Raw genomic sequence first — 13,784 nt, forward strand, 5'->3', positions numbered from 1 at the left:
GTCCGGCTCTGCGTCTTTGGGGTGACGAGGGATTACGTTACACGGGCCACACCCCCACCCCGCAAACCAGCCGCATCCCGGGCGTGTCGCCCCGGGTGGTCAGGCGGCGGGGCCCGCGTCGACGCCGGCGAGCGTCTTCTTGCCGCGCCGCAGCACGGCGAACCGCCCGTGCAGCAGCCGACCGTCGAGCGTTGCGCCCGGGTCGTCGATGCGCTCGTTGTTCACCGACACCCCGCCCTGCGCGATCGCGCGCCTGCCGTCGGAGAGCGAGTCGACGAGACCGGTCTCCTGCAGCAGCTGCAGCACCGGCGCATCCGGCGTCGCGGTCGCCTGCTTGTCGAGCGAACCGACCGCGGCGGCGAGCGTCGGGAGGTCGAGGGCGGCGAGGTCGCCGCTGCCGAACAGGGCCTGCGATGCGTCGATCGCCTGCTGCGTCGCGTCCGCCCCGTGGATGAACGACGTCGCCTCGATCGCGAGCACCCGCTGCGCCTCGCGCCGGAAGGGCGCCTCTGCGGTCGCGGCCGCGAGCTGCTCGATCCGCTCCTGCGGCAGGAACGTGAACGACTTGAGCAGCTGCACGACGATCGCGTCGTCCTGGTTGAGCCAGAACTGGTACATCGCGTACGGCGTCGTCAGGTTGGCGTCGAGCCAGACGGCGTTGCCCTCGCTCTTGCCGAACTTGCGGCCCTCGGCGTCGGTGATGAGCGGCGTGCCGATCGCGTGCGCATGCACGCCCTCGGCCTTCCGCAGCAGCTCCGTGCCCGCCGTCAGGTTGCCCCACTGGTCGCTGCCGCCGGTCTGCATGAGGCAGCCGTACCGCCGGTGCAGCTCGAGGAAGTCCATCCCCTGCAGCACCTGGTAGCTGAACTCGGCGTAGGAGATGCCCTCGTCGGACTCCATCCGCGCCGCGACCGCGTCCTTGCGGAGCATGGTGCCGACGCGGAAGTGCTTGCCCACCTCGCGGAGGAAGTCGACCGTCGACAGCGGCGCCGTCCAGTCGAGGTTGTTGACGAGCCGCACGGCGCTCTCCCCCTCGTCCGAGAGGAAGCGCAGCACCTGCGCCTGCAGGTACGTCACCCACTCGGCGACGGTCTCGCGCGTGTTGAGCTGCCGCTCGCTCGTCGGCTTCGGGTCGCCGATGAGGCCGGTCGAGCCGCCGACGAGCGCGAGCGGCCGGTGGCCGGCGAGCTGCAGCCGGCGCATGACGATCAGCTGCGCGAGGTTGCCGAGGTGCAGGCTCGGCGCGGTCGGGTCGAAGCCGCAGTAGAAGGTGATCGGGTCGCCGCCGAGCAGCGTGCGCAGCGCCTCCGGGTCGGTCGAGACGTGCACGCTGCCGCGGTACTGCAGCTCGTCCCACACGTTGTCGAAGGCGGGGTCGAGCTGGATGGGCGCGGGATCGATCACGGTTCGAACCTACCGGGGATCAGTGGCCGTCGAGGCGCGCGAGGCGCGCGTCGAGGGTCGCGAGCTGCGCATCGACGGCGCTGCGAGCGGTGCCGCCGATGCCGTCGCGCGACGCGATCGCGCCGTCGACGGTCAGCACCTCGCGCACCTCCGGCGTCAGGTGCTCGCTCACGCTCCGGTACTCGTCGTCGCTCGCCTCGTCGAGCTCGATCCCGCGCTGCTCGCACAGCCGCACGAGGGCGCCGGATATCTCGTGGGCCTCGCGGAACGGCACGCGCCGCTTGACGAGCCACTCGGCGACGTCGGTCGCGAGCGCGTAGCCGGCGGCCGCGCCCTCACGCATCCTGGCCTCGTCGAAGTCGAGCGTCGCGACCATCCCGGCGAACGCCGGCAGCAGCACCTGCAGCTGGTCGACCGCGTCGAAGACGGGCTCCTTGTCCTCCTGCAGGTCGCGGTTGTAGGCGAGCGGCAGCGCCTTGAGCGTCGCGAGGAGGCCGGCGTGGTCGCCGATGAGCCTGCCCGCCTTGCCGCGAGCGAGCTCGGCGATGTCGGGGTTCTTCTTCTGCGGCATGATCGACGAGCCGGTCGAGAACCCGTCATGCAGCCTCGCGAAGCCGACGTCGCGCGTCGACCAGAAGATGACCTCCTCGGCGAGCCGCGAGAGGTCGATCGCCGTCATCGTCAGCACGAAGGTCAGCTCCGCGACGACGTCGCGCGCGCTCGTCGCGTCGATGGAGTTCGGGCTCGGCGCCGCGAGCCCGAGCTCGTCCGCGACGACGGCCGGGTCGAGCCCGAGCGTCGAGCCGGCGAGCGCACCGGCGCCGTAGGGCGACTCGCTCGCGCGCACCCGCCAGTCGGCGAGCCGCTCGAGATCGCGCAGCAGCGGCCACGCGTGCGCGAGCAGGTGGTGCGCGAGCAGCACCGGCTGCGCGTGCTGCAGGTGGGTGCGGCCCGGCATCGGCGCGGTCGGATGCGCGTCGGCCTGCATACGCAGCGCCTCGATCACCGCGCGGATGCCGCGCTCCACCTCGTCGGTCTCCTCGAGCATCCACACCCGCACGAGCGTCGCGATCTGATCGTTGCGGGAGCGGCCGGCGCGCAGCCGTCCGCCGAGCTCCGGCCCCGCGATCTCGATGAGGCCGCGCTCGAGGGCCCCGTGCACGTCCTCGTCCGAAGCAGCGGCCGAGAACGCACCGCTGCGGACCCGGTCGCTCAGCTCGTCGAGCGCGGACCGCATGGCGGTCAGCTCCGCGTCGTCGAGCAGCCCCGCCGCGTGCAGCGCGGTGGCGTGCGCCTTCGAGCCGCGGATGTCGAGCTGCGCGAGCCGCCAGTCGAAGTGCGTCGACTTCGACAGCCGCGCCATCTCGGGGCTGGGGCCGGAGGCGAACCGGCCGCCCCACAGCGATCCCTCGTTCGTGCCCTGCTGGTCGCTCATGCGTCGCTCCGCTCGAGCAGCCAGGCGAGCAGGGCCTTCTGCGCGTGCAGCCGGTTCTCCGCCTCGTCCCAGATGATCGACTGCGGCCCGTCGATGACGTCGGCCGTCACCTCGAAGCCGCGGTCGGCGGGCAGGCAGTGCATGAAGACCGCGTCGGGCGACGCGAGGTCCATGAGCGCCTGGTCGACCTTGAAGCCGCCGAAGGTCGCGACGCGCTCGGCCTTCTCGTCCTCCTTGCCCATCGACACCCAGGTGTCGGTGACGACGACGTCGGCACCGGTCACGGCCTCGGTCGCGCTGGTCACGACCGTCGCGCTGCCGCCCGTCTCGGCGGCGATGCGCTGCGCATCCGCGACCACGCCCCCCTCCGGCACGTACTCGGCCGGCGCGCCGACGCGCACGTGCATGCCGGCGGTCGCGCACGCGAGCAGGTAGGACTGCGCCATGTTCGACCGGCCGTCGCCGACGAAGGCGACGGTGAGGCCCGCGAGCTCGCCCTTGTGCTCCTGGATCGTCAGCAGGTCGGCGAGCAGCTGGCACGGGTGGAAGTCGTCGGAGAGCGCGTTCACCACCGGCACGGTCGTCCCGGCTGCCATCTCCTCGAGCCCCGCCTGCGCGTAGGTTCGCCACACGATCGCGGCCACCTGGCGCTCGAGCACGCGCGCCGTGTCGGCCGCGGTCTCCTTGCCGCCGAGCTGGCTCGACGCGGTCGAGATGATGAGCGGCGAGCCGCCGAGGTCGGAGATGCCGACGTGGAACGACACCCGCGTGCGCGTCGACGACTTGTCGAAGATCACGGCGACCGAGCGGGGGCCGTCGAGCGGGCGCTCGCCGTAGCGGTCCTGCTTCATCCGCACCGCGCGCTCGAGCACCTCGCGCTGCTCGGCGGGGCTCAGGTCGTCGTCGCGGAGGAAGTGGCGGGTCATGCGGAGTCCCCTGTCTGGGTGGGTGCGTGGGCGGATGCGGGGCTCGAGGTCGCGGCGCGCACGACCTCGGTGCCCGAGCCCGCGCTCGTGAAGATCTCGGTGAGGATCGAGTGCGGCGAGCGGCCGTCGATGATCGCGGCCTTCGGCACGCCCGCGCGCACCGCGGTGAGGCACGCCTGCATCTTGGGGATCATGCCCGACTCGAGCGTCGGCAGCAGCGCCTCGAGCTCGTCGTCGGTGATCTCGCTGATGAGCGAGTCGCGGTCGGGCCAGTCGCGGTAGAGCCCCTCGACGTCGGTGAGGATGACGAGCTTCTGCGCGCCGAGCGCCGCCGCGAGCGCGGCGGCCGCGGCGTCGGCGTTGATGTTGAGGCTCTCCCCCGGGCGGTCGCCGTCGGGTGCGATCGACGAGACGACCGGGATGAGCCCGGCGTCGAGCAGCCGGTGGACGCCGGCCGGGTCGACCGCCACGACGTCGCCCACCTGGCCGAGGTCGACCTCCTCGCCATCGATCACCGCACCGCGGCGGCGGCCGGTGAAGAGGCCGGCGTCCTCGCCGGACAGGCTCGCCGCGAGCGGTCCGTGCGCGTTGATGAGCGACACGAGCGTGCGCCCCACCTGGCCGGTGAGCACCATCCGCACGACGTCCATCGCCTCGCGGCTCGTGACCCGGTAGCCGCCGCGGAACTCGCTCTCGATCCCGTGGATGCGGAGCGCCTCGTTGATCTGCGGACCGCCGCCGTGGACGACCACCGGCTGGATGCCGACGTGGCGCAGGTAGACCATGTCCTCGGCGAACGCGCGCTGCAGCTCGGCGCTCACCATGGCGTTGCCGCCGTACTTGACGACCATGGTCGCGCCGCGGAAGCGCTCGAGCCACGGCAGCGACTCGATGAGCGTCGCTGCCTTGTGCGCCGCGGCCTCGGCCCTAGCTGGCATATGCGGAGTTCTCGTGGACGTAGTCGTGCGTGAGGTCGTTCGTGCGCACCGTCGCGGTCTCGTCGCCCGCGAACAGCTCGATGAGGATGTGCGTCGCGCGCGGCGAGAGGTCGACCTCCTCGCGCGGCCGGTCGGGCTCGCCCGCGTGGCAGACGCGCACGCCGTTGAAGTGCACGTCGACGGCGTAGGGGTCGAAGGACGCGTCGGTCGTGCCGATCGCGGCGAGCACGCGGCCCCAGTTCGGGTCGTTGCCGAAGATCGCCGCCTTGAACAGGTTGGACCGCGCGACCGAGCGGGCGACGACGACCGCCTCCTGCTCGCTCGCGGCGGAGCGCACCTCGATGGCGATGTCGTGGGTGGCGCCCTCGGCGTCGCCGTGCAGCTGCGCCGCGAGGTCGTCGCACACCGCGGTGACGGCGGCGGTGAGCGCCGCCTCGTCGGGCCGCGAGCCGGATGCGCCCGACGCGAGCAGCAGCACGGTGTCGTTCGTCGACATGCAGCCGTCGGAGTCGAGCCGGTCGAAGGTCGTGCTGGTGGCGGCGCGGAGCGCCCGGTCGAGCATGTCGGCGTCGGCCTCGGAGTCGGTGGTGAGCACGACGAGCATCGTGGCGAGCCCCGGCGCGAGCATGCCGGCGCCCTTCGCCATGCCACCGACGGTGAAGCCGTCGGTCGTCACGACCGCCTGCTTCGGCTTGGAGTCGGTCGTCATGATCGCCTGCGCGGCGGCGAGCCCGGCCGCGTCGTCGTCCGCGAGCGCATCCGCGGTCAGGTCGACGCCGCGCAGCACGGCGGCGCGGAACGCCTCGTCGCCGACGCCGATGAGGCCGGTCGAGCACACCTGCACGTCGATCGCGCCGATGGGATCGGATGCCGTGCCGAGCCGCTCGGCGACCCTCTCGGCCGTCTGGTGCGTCGTCTGGAAGCCGAAGGCGCCCGTGAAGCAGTTCGCGCCGCCCGCGTTGAGGATCACCGCTCGAGCGGTGCCGCCGGCGATGGCCTGCTGGCTCCAGAGCACGGGGTTCGCCTTCGCGCGGTTCGAGGTGAACACGGCGGCCGCCGCGTCGAGCGGGCCGTCGTTCACGACGAGGGCCACGTCGAGGCCGCCCGACGCCTTCACGCCCGCGGCGACGCCGGCCGCCCGGAAGCCGCGCGCGGCCGTCACGCTCACGGCGCGACCCCGTCGATCGGCAGACCCATCTGCTCGTCGAAGCCGAGCGCGATGTTGGCGGACTGGATCGCCGCACCGGCCGTGCCCTTGCCGAGGTTGTCGATCGCGGCGATCATCACGACGCGGCCGGCCTCATCGTCGAGGCCGACGCCGATGTGCACCGAGTTCGAGCCGAGCACGTCGGCGGTGCGCGGGAACGTCCCCGCGGGGAGCATGTGGATGAAGCGCTCCTCGCCGTACGCCGACAGCCACGCCCCGCGCACCTCGTCGGCCGTCACATCGCCGACGAGCGGTGCGGTGACGGTCGCGAGGATGCCGCGCGTCATCGGCACGAGCACCGGCGTGAAGGAGTGGCGGATGTCGGTGGCGCCGACCGCGCGCAGGTTCTGCGCGATCTCGGGCAGGTGGCGGTGCGTGCCGCCGACGCCGTAGGGCGTCGCGGAGCCGGTGAGCTCGGCCGCGAGCAGGTTGGTCTTCGCGGCGCGGCCGGCGCCGGAGGAGCCGACGGCGAGCACCGACGTGAGCGCCGTCGCGTCGATGAGGCCCGCCGCGATGCCGGGCGCGGCCGCGAGCGTGACCGCGGTGGCGTTGCAGCCGGGGACCGCGATGCGGCGCGCTGCCCGCAGCTCGCGGCGCTGCCGGCCGCCGTCGGCGAGGATGAGCTCCGGCATGCCGTAGGGCCAGGATCCGGCGTGCTCCGTGCCGTAGAAGCGCTGCCAGTCGGCGGCGTCGTGGAGCCGGTGGTCGGCGCCCGCGTCGACGATGAGCGTCGACTCCGGCAGCTGCGCCGCGATGCCGCCCGAGTGCCCGTGCGGCAGCGCGAGGAAGACCACGTCGTGCCCCGCCAGCACCTCCGCGGTCGTCTCCTGGAAGGTCAGCGAGGCGAGGGAGCGCAGGTTGGAGTGGACGGAGACGAGGGGCTGCCCGGCGTTGGCGTGCGCCGTGACGGTGCGCACCTCCAGCTCGGGGTGCTGGGCGAGCAGCCGGAGCAGCTCGCCGCCCGCGTACCCGCTCGCGCCTGCGACGGCGACGGAGAGGCTCATGCCTCCAGGCTAGTCGCCCGCCCGATCCGCTTCGGCCGCGAAGCCCACCTCGACGGCGGCGCGCACCTCGAGCTCGCCAGCGGCCAGCTCGATGGCGCCGCCGCTGTCGCTCGCGGCCATGAGCTCGATGCCCCGCGCCTTCGCCATCGGCGGGCGAGGCGCCGTCGCCTCCGGCTCGCGGATGCTCGTGATGGCCGGCGTGCCGAGCCCGGCCGCGGCCGCGTAGTCGGCGGCCCGTGCCACGGCGTCGGCGATGGCGCACGAGCGGGCGCGGCCGGCGAGCTCGCGCTCCGTGCCCTCGGCGAGCGACCACGCGATGCCGCCGACCTCGTGCAGCCGCTCGACGCCGAGGTCGCCGATCCACGCGCCGAGCGCCTCGACGTCGACGAAGGTCGCGGTCACGGATGCGGAGGCGGTGAAGACGAGTCGCTGCGGCTGGCCCTCCCCCACCCACTCCCGGTGGTGCGAGACCCACACGCGGTCGGCGTGCCACGACTCGACGGCGCCCGAGGCGGCAAAGGCCTTCGCCTCGGCCGCCACCCGCGCGTGCCCGGTCGCGACCCGGCCCATCGCCTCGTCCGGCGCATCCGCCTGCCACCGCGACTGGACGGTGACGGTGGCGCGCTCGGCCGCCGCTCGCTCGACGGCCTCGCCGCGCACCAGGATCTCGACCATGCGCCGCATGCTACTCGTGGCGCCTGGCGCTACTCCCGCAGGCGCGCGCCGTGCCGCTCGGTCGCGACCGCGAGGCCGGCGAGCTTCGCCTCCGACGCCTCGGCCGCGGTGAGCGTGCGGTCGTCGGCGCGGAACCGCAGCGCGAACGTGAGCGACTTCTCGCCGTCGCCGAGCCCCGCGCCGCGGTAGTCGTCGACGAGCGCGATGTGCTCGAGCAGCGCACCGGCGCCGTCGCGGACCGCGCGACGCACGTCGCCGGCCGGCACGTCGACGGGCACGACCACCGAGAGGTCCTGCGTCGCCGCGGGCACGGGCGCGATGCGCTGGGTGTCGAGGCTGACGCGGGCCCGGGCGATGAGCAGGCTCAGGTCGAGCTCGGCCACGGCGACGACCCGCGGCAGGTCCGCTGCCGCCGCGACCGCGGGCAGCAGCTCGCCGGCGACCCCGACGACGGTCTCGCCGAGCAGCAGCTCCGCCGTGCGGCCGGGGTGCAGCCAGGGCCGCTCGGACTGGCGAAGCTCGAGCTTGAGGCCGAGCGTGCGGGCGATGCGCTCCGCCGCCTCGACCGCGTCGGCGATGCCGTAGCGCGCAGCCGCGACGCCGGGCTGCTTCCGCACCCGCTCGCCGACCAGCAGCACGGCCGCGTGGTCGGGCTGCGCGGGCAGGCGGTCGAGCTCGGCGAGCGCGTCGTCCTCCGGGCGGCTGGTGGACGCGGGCAGCGACTCGGTGCCCTGGCCGTCGACCGCGTGGAACACCCGGCCGAGCTCGAAGAGCGCGAGGTCGGTGAGCCCGCGGCCGAGGTTGCGGTGCGCGGTGTCGAGCATGCCCGGCAGCAGCGCGGTGCGCAGCCACGGGCGCTCGCCGTCGAGCGGGTTCTCGAGCCGCACGGGCTCGGCGCCGATGAGCCTGGCCTGCTGCTCGCTCACGAAGGGCGCGACGAGCACCTCGGTGAGCCCGGTCGAGGCGAGGGCGTCCGCGACCCGGCGGCGCAGCCGCTGCGGCCGCGTGTAGCCGCGCCCGGGAGGCGCGACCGGCAGCACCGAGGGGATGCGGTCGAACCCGACGATGCGGGCGACCTCCTCGACCAGGCCTTCGCGGTCGACGAGGTCGCGGCGCCACGTGGGCGGCGTGACCGTCCAGGCATCCGCCGCCTCGTCGATGCTCGCGCCGATGCGCTCGAGCGCGTCGCGCGCCTCGTCGACGGTGTAGTCGGCACCGGTGTAGGTGCTCCAGTAGCCGACCGGGATGGTGATGGGCGCCATCGCGGGCACGTCGCCGACATCCGCGCCGAGCTCGTCGATCGTGCCGCCCGCGAGCTCGACGAGGAGCTGGGCGACGCGGGCGGCCGCGGCCGCGGCGACGGCCGGGTCGACCCCGCGCTCGTAGCGCTTCGAGGCCTCGGAGAACAGCTTGTGGCGACGGGCGGTGCGGCCGATCGTGACGGCGTCGAACGTGGCGGCCTCGATGAGCACGTCGGTCGTCGACGCGTCCATCTCGGTCTCGGCGCCGCCCATGACGCCGGCGAGGCCGATCGCGCCGCGGTCGTCGGTGATGAGCAGGTCCTCGGTCGAGAGCGCCCGGTCCGCGCCGTCGAGCGTCGTGAGGCGCTCCCCCTCGGCCGCGCGCCGCACGACGATGCCGCCGCGGAGCTTGCCGAGGTCGTAGCCGTGGATGGGCTGGCCGAGCTCGAGCATCACGGCGTTCGTGATGTCGACCGGGAGCGAGATCGAGCGGATGCCCGCGAGCCGCAGGCGGGACGCGAGCCAGGCCGGGGTCGGCCGGCTCGGGTCGATGCCGCGCACGACGCGCGCGACGAAGCGCGAGCAGCCGGCGCGACCGCGGATGGGCGCCGCGTCGCGCAGCTCGACCGGGAAGCCGGATGCCGTGCCGGGCTCGATCGCCGATGCATAGATGGATGCGGGGTCGCGGAAGGGCTGCCCCGTCGCCGAGGCCACCTCGCGGGCGATGCCGCGCAGCGACAGCGCGTAGCCGCGATCGGGCGTGACGTTGATCTCGACGGCCTGGTCGTCGAGCCCGAGGATGGCGAGCGCGTCGTCGCCGATCTCGCCGGGGATCCCCAGCACGTCGAGGCGCATGATGCCGTCGTGGTCGTCGCCGAGGCCGAGCTCGCGCTCCGAGGCGATCATGCCGTCGGAGACGTGGCCGTAGGTCTTGCGTGCGGCGATCTCGAACCCGCCGGGCAGCGCGGCGCCGGGCAGGGTGACGACCACGCGGTCGCCCTCGACGAAGTTGAGCGCGCCGCAGACGATGCCGCGCACGCCGCCGTTGGCCTCGCCGACGTCGACCTGGCACCAGCGGATCGTCTTGCCGTTCTTCTGCGGCTCCTCCACGATCTCGAGCACGCGGCCGACGACGATCGGACCGCGGAGCTCACCGCCGTGGACGGCCTCCTCCTCGAAGCCGACGCGCACGAGCGTCGCGTGCAGCCAGTCGGCCGTGTCGGTCGCGGGGATCTCGACGAGCTCGCCGAGCCATGACAGCGGGATCCGCATCAGATCACCATCCCGAACTGCTCCGTGAAGCGGACGTCGCCCTCGATCATGTCGCGCATGTCGTCGAGCAGGTAGCGGAACTGCAGGGTGCGCTCGATGCCCATGCCGAACGCGAAGCCGGAGTAGACGTCGGGGTCGACGCCCGCGGCGCGCAGCACGTTGGGGTTGACCATGCCGCACCCGCCCCACTCGACCCAGCGCGCGCCGCCGCGCATGCCTGGGTGCCACACGTCCATCTCGGCGCTGGGCTCGGTGAACGGGAAGTAGTTGGGGCGCAGGCGGATCTTCGCCTCCTCGCCGAACATGGCACGCGCGAGGTGCTCGAGCGTGCCGCGGAGGTTCGCCATCGTGATGCCCTTGTCGACGGCGAGGCCCTCGAGCTGCGTGAACACCGGCAGGTGCGTGGCGTCGATGTCGTCGGTGCGGTAGACGCGGCCGGGCGCGACGATGTACGTCGGCAGCTCGCGGGTGAGCAGCGTGCGCACCTGCACGGGGCTCGTCTGCGTGCGCAGCACCATGTGCCGGTCCGCCGGCGCCACGTAGAAGGTGTCGGACTCGCTGCGCGCGGGGTGGTCGGGGTCGACGTTGAGCGCGTCGAAGTTGTACCACTCGTGCTCGAGCTCCGGCCCCTCGGCGACCTCCCAGCCCATCCCGACGAAGACGTCGCTCATCTCGTCCATGAGCATGGTCAGCGGGTGGCGCCCGCCGCGCGACCGGATGCGCGGCAGCGCCGTGACGTCGACGCGCTCCGCCTCGAGCTGCGCGGCCTCCTCGACGAGCGCGAGCTCGGCCTGGCGCGCGGCGATGGCATCGGCGACCCGGGCGCGGCCGGCGCCGATCGTCTGCCCCGCCGCCTTGCGGTCGGCAGGCGCGATGTCGCGCAGGCTCGCGTTGAGCGAGGCGAGCTCGCTGCCCTGCCCGTTGTGGGCGGACTTCGCGGCCTGCAGGTCGGCGGTCGTCGAGGCGGCGTCGATCGCGACGAGCGCCGCGGTCACCGCGGCGTCGACGCGCGCGCCGAGGTCGGCGTGAGCATCGGGGGTTGGCACCCGACGATCCTACCGAGCGCCGAGGGGTCAGCCTCCCTGGCCACCCATGCCCGCGCCCGGCAGCCGCGTGATGTCCGCCTGCGGGTCCGTGACCTCGCGCATGGCCTGCGTCGAGAGCGGGATCGCCTGGGTCGCGGTGCCGTCGAGGTTGCGTCCGCCGCGGCGCGGGCGCGCCATCCGCTTCGCCAGCGCGCGCACGATGGCGGACAGGCTCAGGTTGATCGCGAGGAAGATCGCGAGCATCACGAAGAACATCGAGAGCGCGTACGGGCCGCCCTGGCGGTCGTAGAAGTCGACGAGCTGACGGCCGATGCGGATGATCTCCGGCGAGCCGACGATGTAGCCGAGCGACGTGTCCTTCAGCAGCACGATGAGCTGCGCGAGGATGATCGGCAGCATGATGCGGAGCGCCTGCGGCAGCTCGATCTCGAGCGTCGTGCGCAGCGGCGTGAGGCCGATCGCCAGGCCGCTCTCGCGCTGGCCCTTCGGCAGCGACTTCATGCCGGCGCGGAGCGCCTCGCCGATGATCGCGCCGTTGTAGACGATGAGCGCCCAGACGACGGCCCAGTAGGCGCCGGTCGAGAAGACGATGAGGATGAACAGCATCATCAGCAGCACGGGCATGCCGCGGAAGAACTCGAGCACGATCGTGACCGGCACCCGCACCCACGGCGTGTAGGCGTTGCGCAGGATCGAGAAGACGATGCCGAGGACCATCGCGCCGACGGCGGCGATGGCGGCGATCGAGAGCGTGGTGCCGAGGCCGACCATGAGGCCGCGGGCGCCGAACCACAGCTGCGGGTCCTGGAAGATGTCCCAGCGGTCCTGGTAGAAGGCGCCGCCGAGCCACAGCTGGTAGGCGGCGAGCGCGAGCGCGGCGACGGCGACGACCGCGAAGACGATCGAGAGGATGCGCGACCGCTTGATCGCGTTGGGCCCGGGGGCGTCGAAGAGGACCGAGCCGCTCATCGCTGCACGCTCCACTTGCGCTCGAGGGCGTCGACCAGCTGGCCGAGCGGCACCGTGATGATGAGGTAGCTCAGCGCGATCCCCAGGAAGATCTGGAGCGACTGGTCGCCGTAGGTGTTCGAGAGGCGCTGCGCGACCGAGACGAGCACGAAGACGAAGAAGCCGAGCGCCACCGAGGTGTTCTTGACGAGCGCGATCACGACGTTGATGACCGGCGGCAGCACGCTGCGGAAGGCCTGCGGCAGGATCACGAGGCTCATGGTCTGGCCGAAGCCGAGCCCGATCGATCGGGACGCCTCCGCCTGGCCGAGCGGCACCGAGTTGATGCCCGAGCGCACCGCCTCGGCGAAGAAGGCGCTCGTGTAGTAGGTGAGGGCGATGATCGCGCCCAGGGTGAAGTCGAGGACGATGCCGAGCTTCGGGAGCACGAAGGCGGTGAAGAAGAACACGAGCGTCAGCGGGGTGTTCCTCGCGACCTCCGTCCAGACGGCCGCCACCACGCGCAGCGCGGCCACGGGCGACACCCGCATGCCCGCCAGCAGGATGCCGATGGGCAGGCCGATGAGCGTCACGACCCCGGTCAGCAGCAGTGTCGCGCCCATGCCCTGCAGCCAGAGCGGCCAGTTCTCGAGAAGTGCTTGCATCAGTCCCTCATCCGGCGGCCGGGTGCGGGAGGAGGACCTCCCGCACCCGGCTCGGGTGATCGATCAGTAGCGGTCGGGTGCCGGGAACTCGGGGGTCGGCAGCACGGCGCCTGCCGTCTGCTCCCAGAGCGACGCCATGGTGCCGTCGGCGACGGCCTCCTCGAGCACGTCGTTGATGAACGTGCGGAACTCGTCGTCGCCCTTCTCGATGCCGAGGCCGTAGGGCTCCTGCGTGAAGGTCGCGCCGCCGTCGACGAGCTCGAACTCGCCGGCGTTCTGGTCGACGAAGCCGGCCAGGATCACGTTGTCGGTCGTGACCGCGACGACCTGCCCGTTGCGCAGCGGGTCGAGGCAGTTCGAGTAGGTGTCGGTCGCGTTCAGCACGGCGCCGTACTCGTCGACGATGCGCGCTGCCGGGGTCGAGCCCTCGACGGAGCAGACCTGGAGGCCGGAGACGTCATCCGGACCGGTGAGGCCCTCGGGGTTGCCCGCCAGCACCATGAGCGCCTGGCCGGCCTCGTAGTACGGGCCGGCGAAGTCGATCTTCTCCTTGCGGGCGTCGTTGATCGTGTAGGTCGCCGCGACGAGGTCGACGGTGCCGTTCTCGATGAACGTCTCGCGGTTCGCGGAGACGGTCTCCTCCCACTGGATGCCCTCGAAGGGGATGCCCAGCTCGGCGGCGATGAGCGAGCCGACCGCGACGTCGAAGCCCTCGGGGGCGCCGTCCGGGCCGACCAGGCCGAACAGCGGCTGGTCGAACTTCGTGCCGATGGTGATCGAGCCGGCCTCGGCGAGCTCGGCCATGGTGGTGCCGGCCTCGAACTCGGGCGCCTCGGCGACCTCCAGGCCGTAGGGGTGCTCGGTGGCCGCGCCCGTCTCTGCGGGCTCCTCGGGGGCCTCGGACGACGTGGTGCCGGCAGGGCCGCCGCACGCGGTGAGGGCGAGGACCGCGACAGCGGCGACGCCCAGCGTCAGCTTGGTGCGCATGGGTGCTTCTCCTTGGGTGGTGGTGCTTCGGGAAGG

The 13,784-nt window shown here is 73.0% G+C and carries 12 protein-coding genes; all 12 read right to left on the minus strand.

From position 1 onward, the window contains the following. Positions 1-99 precede the first annotated feature (99 nt). The 12 genes from tyrS to ABIB37_RS00060 all read right to left on the minus strand — a co-directional run bounded on the left by tyrS (position 100) and on the right by ABIB37_RS00060 (position 13,748). Positions 100-1,404, minus strand: coding sequence for a tyrosine--tRNA ligase (gene tyrS / locus ABIB37_RS00005; protein WP_354255108.1), 1,305 nt, complete (start codon positions 1,402-1,404; stop codon positions 100-102). 19 nt (positions 1,405-1,423) lie between these two features. Continuing rightward, complete coding sequence (gene argH / locus ABIB37_RS00010; RefSeq protein ID WP_354255111.1) at positions 1,424-2,839, minus strand: argininosuccinate lyase; 1,416 nt, start codon at positions 2,837-2,839, stop codon at positions 1,424-1,426. Next, a complete protein-coding gene (gene argF / locus ABIB37_RS00015) occupies positions 2,836-3,765 on the minus strand; it encodes an ornithine carbamoyltransferase (protein ID WP_354255114.1) in 930 nt (309 codons plus the stop codon). The genes argH and argF overlap by 4 nt, the downstream gene beginning before the upstream one ends. Beyond that, positions 3,762-4,703 (minus strand): acetylglutamate kinase, encoded by a 942-nt coding sequence (argB, locus tag ABIB37_RS00020; RefSeq protein ID WP_354255117.1) that lies wholly within the window; start codon positions 4,701-4,703, stop codon positions 3,762-3,764. The genes argF and argB overlap by 4 nt, the downstream gene beginning before the upstream one ends. After that, entirely contained in the window at positions 4,693-5,871 is a 1,179-nt protein-coding gene (gene argJ, locus ABIB37_RS00025; RefSeq protein ID WP_354255120.1) for a bifunctional glutamate N-acetyltransferase/amino-acid acetyltransferase ArgJ, read from the minus strand. Before argJ ends, argB begins: the two co-directional genes overlap by 11 nt. After that, positions 5,868-6,914, minus strand: coding sequence for an N-acetyl-gamma-glutamyl-phosphate reductase (gene argC / locus ABIB37_RS00030; protein WP_123697549.1), 1,047 nt, complete (start codon positions 6,912-6,914; stop codon positions 5,868-5,870). The genes argJ and argC overlap by 4 nt, the downstream gene beginning before the upstream one ends. Positions 6,915-6,923: 9 nt before the next feature. Continuing rightward, positions 6,924-7,589 (minus strand): SIMPL domain-containing protein, encoded by a 666-nt coding sequence (locus tag ABIB37_RS00035; protein ID WP_354255123.1) that lies wholly within the window; start codon positions 7,587-7,589, stop codon positions 6,924-6,926. A 29-nt stretch (positions 7,590-7,618) separates the two neighbouring features. After that, positions 7,619-10,102, minus strand: a complete 2,484-nt coding sequence (pheT, locus tag ABIB37_RS00040) for a phenylalanine--tRNA ligase subunit beta (protein ID WP_354255126.1) — start codon at positions 10,100-10,102, stop codon at positions 7,619-7,621. Further along, on the minus strand, positions 10,102-11,148 hold the full coding sequence (pheS, locus tag ABIB37_RS00045) for a phenylalanine--tRNA ligase subunit alpha (protein WP_354255128.1): 1,047 nt from the start codon (positions 11,146-11,148) through the stop codon (positions 10,102-10,104). The genes pheT and pheS overlap by 1 nt, the downstream gene beginning before the upstream one ends. A 27-nt stretch (positions 11,149-11,175) precedes the next feature. Next, positions 11,176-12,117: an amino acid ABC transporter permease gene (locus tag ABIB37_RS00050; protein WP_354255131.1), complete on the minus strand. Its 942-nt coding sequence runs from the start codon at positions 12,115-12,117 to the stop codon at positions 11,176-11,178. After that, complete coding sequence (locus ABIB37_RS00055) at positions 12,114-12,761, minus strand: amino acid ABC transporter permease (RefSeq protein WP_354255134.1); 648 nt, start codon at positions 12,759-12,761, stop codon at positions 12,114-12,116. Before ABIB37_RS00055 ends, ABIB37_RS00050 begins: the two co-directional genes overlap by 4 nt. A 63-nt stretch (positions 12,762-12,824) precedes the next feature. Beyond that, on the minus strand, positions 12,825-13,748 hold the full coding sequence (locus ABIB37_RS00060; protein ID WP_123697543.1) for a glutamate ABC transporter substrate-binding protein: 924 nt from the start codon (positions 13,746-13,748) through the stop codon (positions 12,825-12,827). Positions 13,749-13,784 lie beyond the last annotated feature (36 nt).

Source organism: Agrococcus sp. UYP10, from assembly GCF_040547205.1.
GTDB lineage: Bacteria > Actinomycetota > Actinomycetes > Actinomycetales > Microbacteriaceae > Agrococcus > Agrococcus jenensis.

Bases quoted from the DNA above. Each gene is read 5' to 3' on its own strand.
- argH (WP_354255111.1), bottom strand. From the start codon at position 2,839: ATGAGCGACCAGCAGGGCACGAACGAGGGATCGCTGTGGGGCGGCCGG.
- argF (WP_354255114.1), bottom strand. From the start codon at position 3,765: ATGACCCGCCACTTCCTCCGCGACGACGACCTGAGCCCCGCCGAGCAG.
- argB (WP_354255117.1), bottom strand. From the start codon at position 4,703: ATGCCAGCTAGGGCCGAGGCCGCGGCGCACAAGGCAGCGACGCTCATC.
- argC (WP_123697549.1), bottom strand. From the start codon at position 6,914: ATGAGCCTCTCCGTCGCCGTCGCAGGCGCGAGCGGGTACGCGGGCGGC.
- ABIB37_RS00035 (WP_354255123.1), bottom strand. From the start codon at position 7,589: ATGGTCGAGATCCTGGTGCGCGGCGAGGCCGTCGAGCGAGCGGCGGCC.
- pheT (WP_354255126.1), bottom strand. From the start codon at position 10,102: ATGCGGATCCCGCTGTCATGGCTCGGCGAGCTCGTCGAGATCCCCGCG.
- ABIB37_RS00050 (WP_354255131.1), bottom strand. From the start codon at position 12,117: ATGAGCGGCTCGGTCCTCTTCGACGCCCCCGGGCCCAACGCGATCAAG.
- ABIB37_RS00055 (WP_354255134.1), bottom strand. From the start codon at position 12,761: ATGCAAGCACTTCTCGAGAACTGGCCGCTCTGGCTGCAGGGCATGGGC.
- ABIB37_RS00060 (WP_123697543.1), bottom strand. From the start codon at position 13,748: ATGCGCACCAAGCTGACGCTGGGCGTCGCCGCTGTCGCGGTCCTCGCC.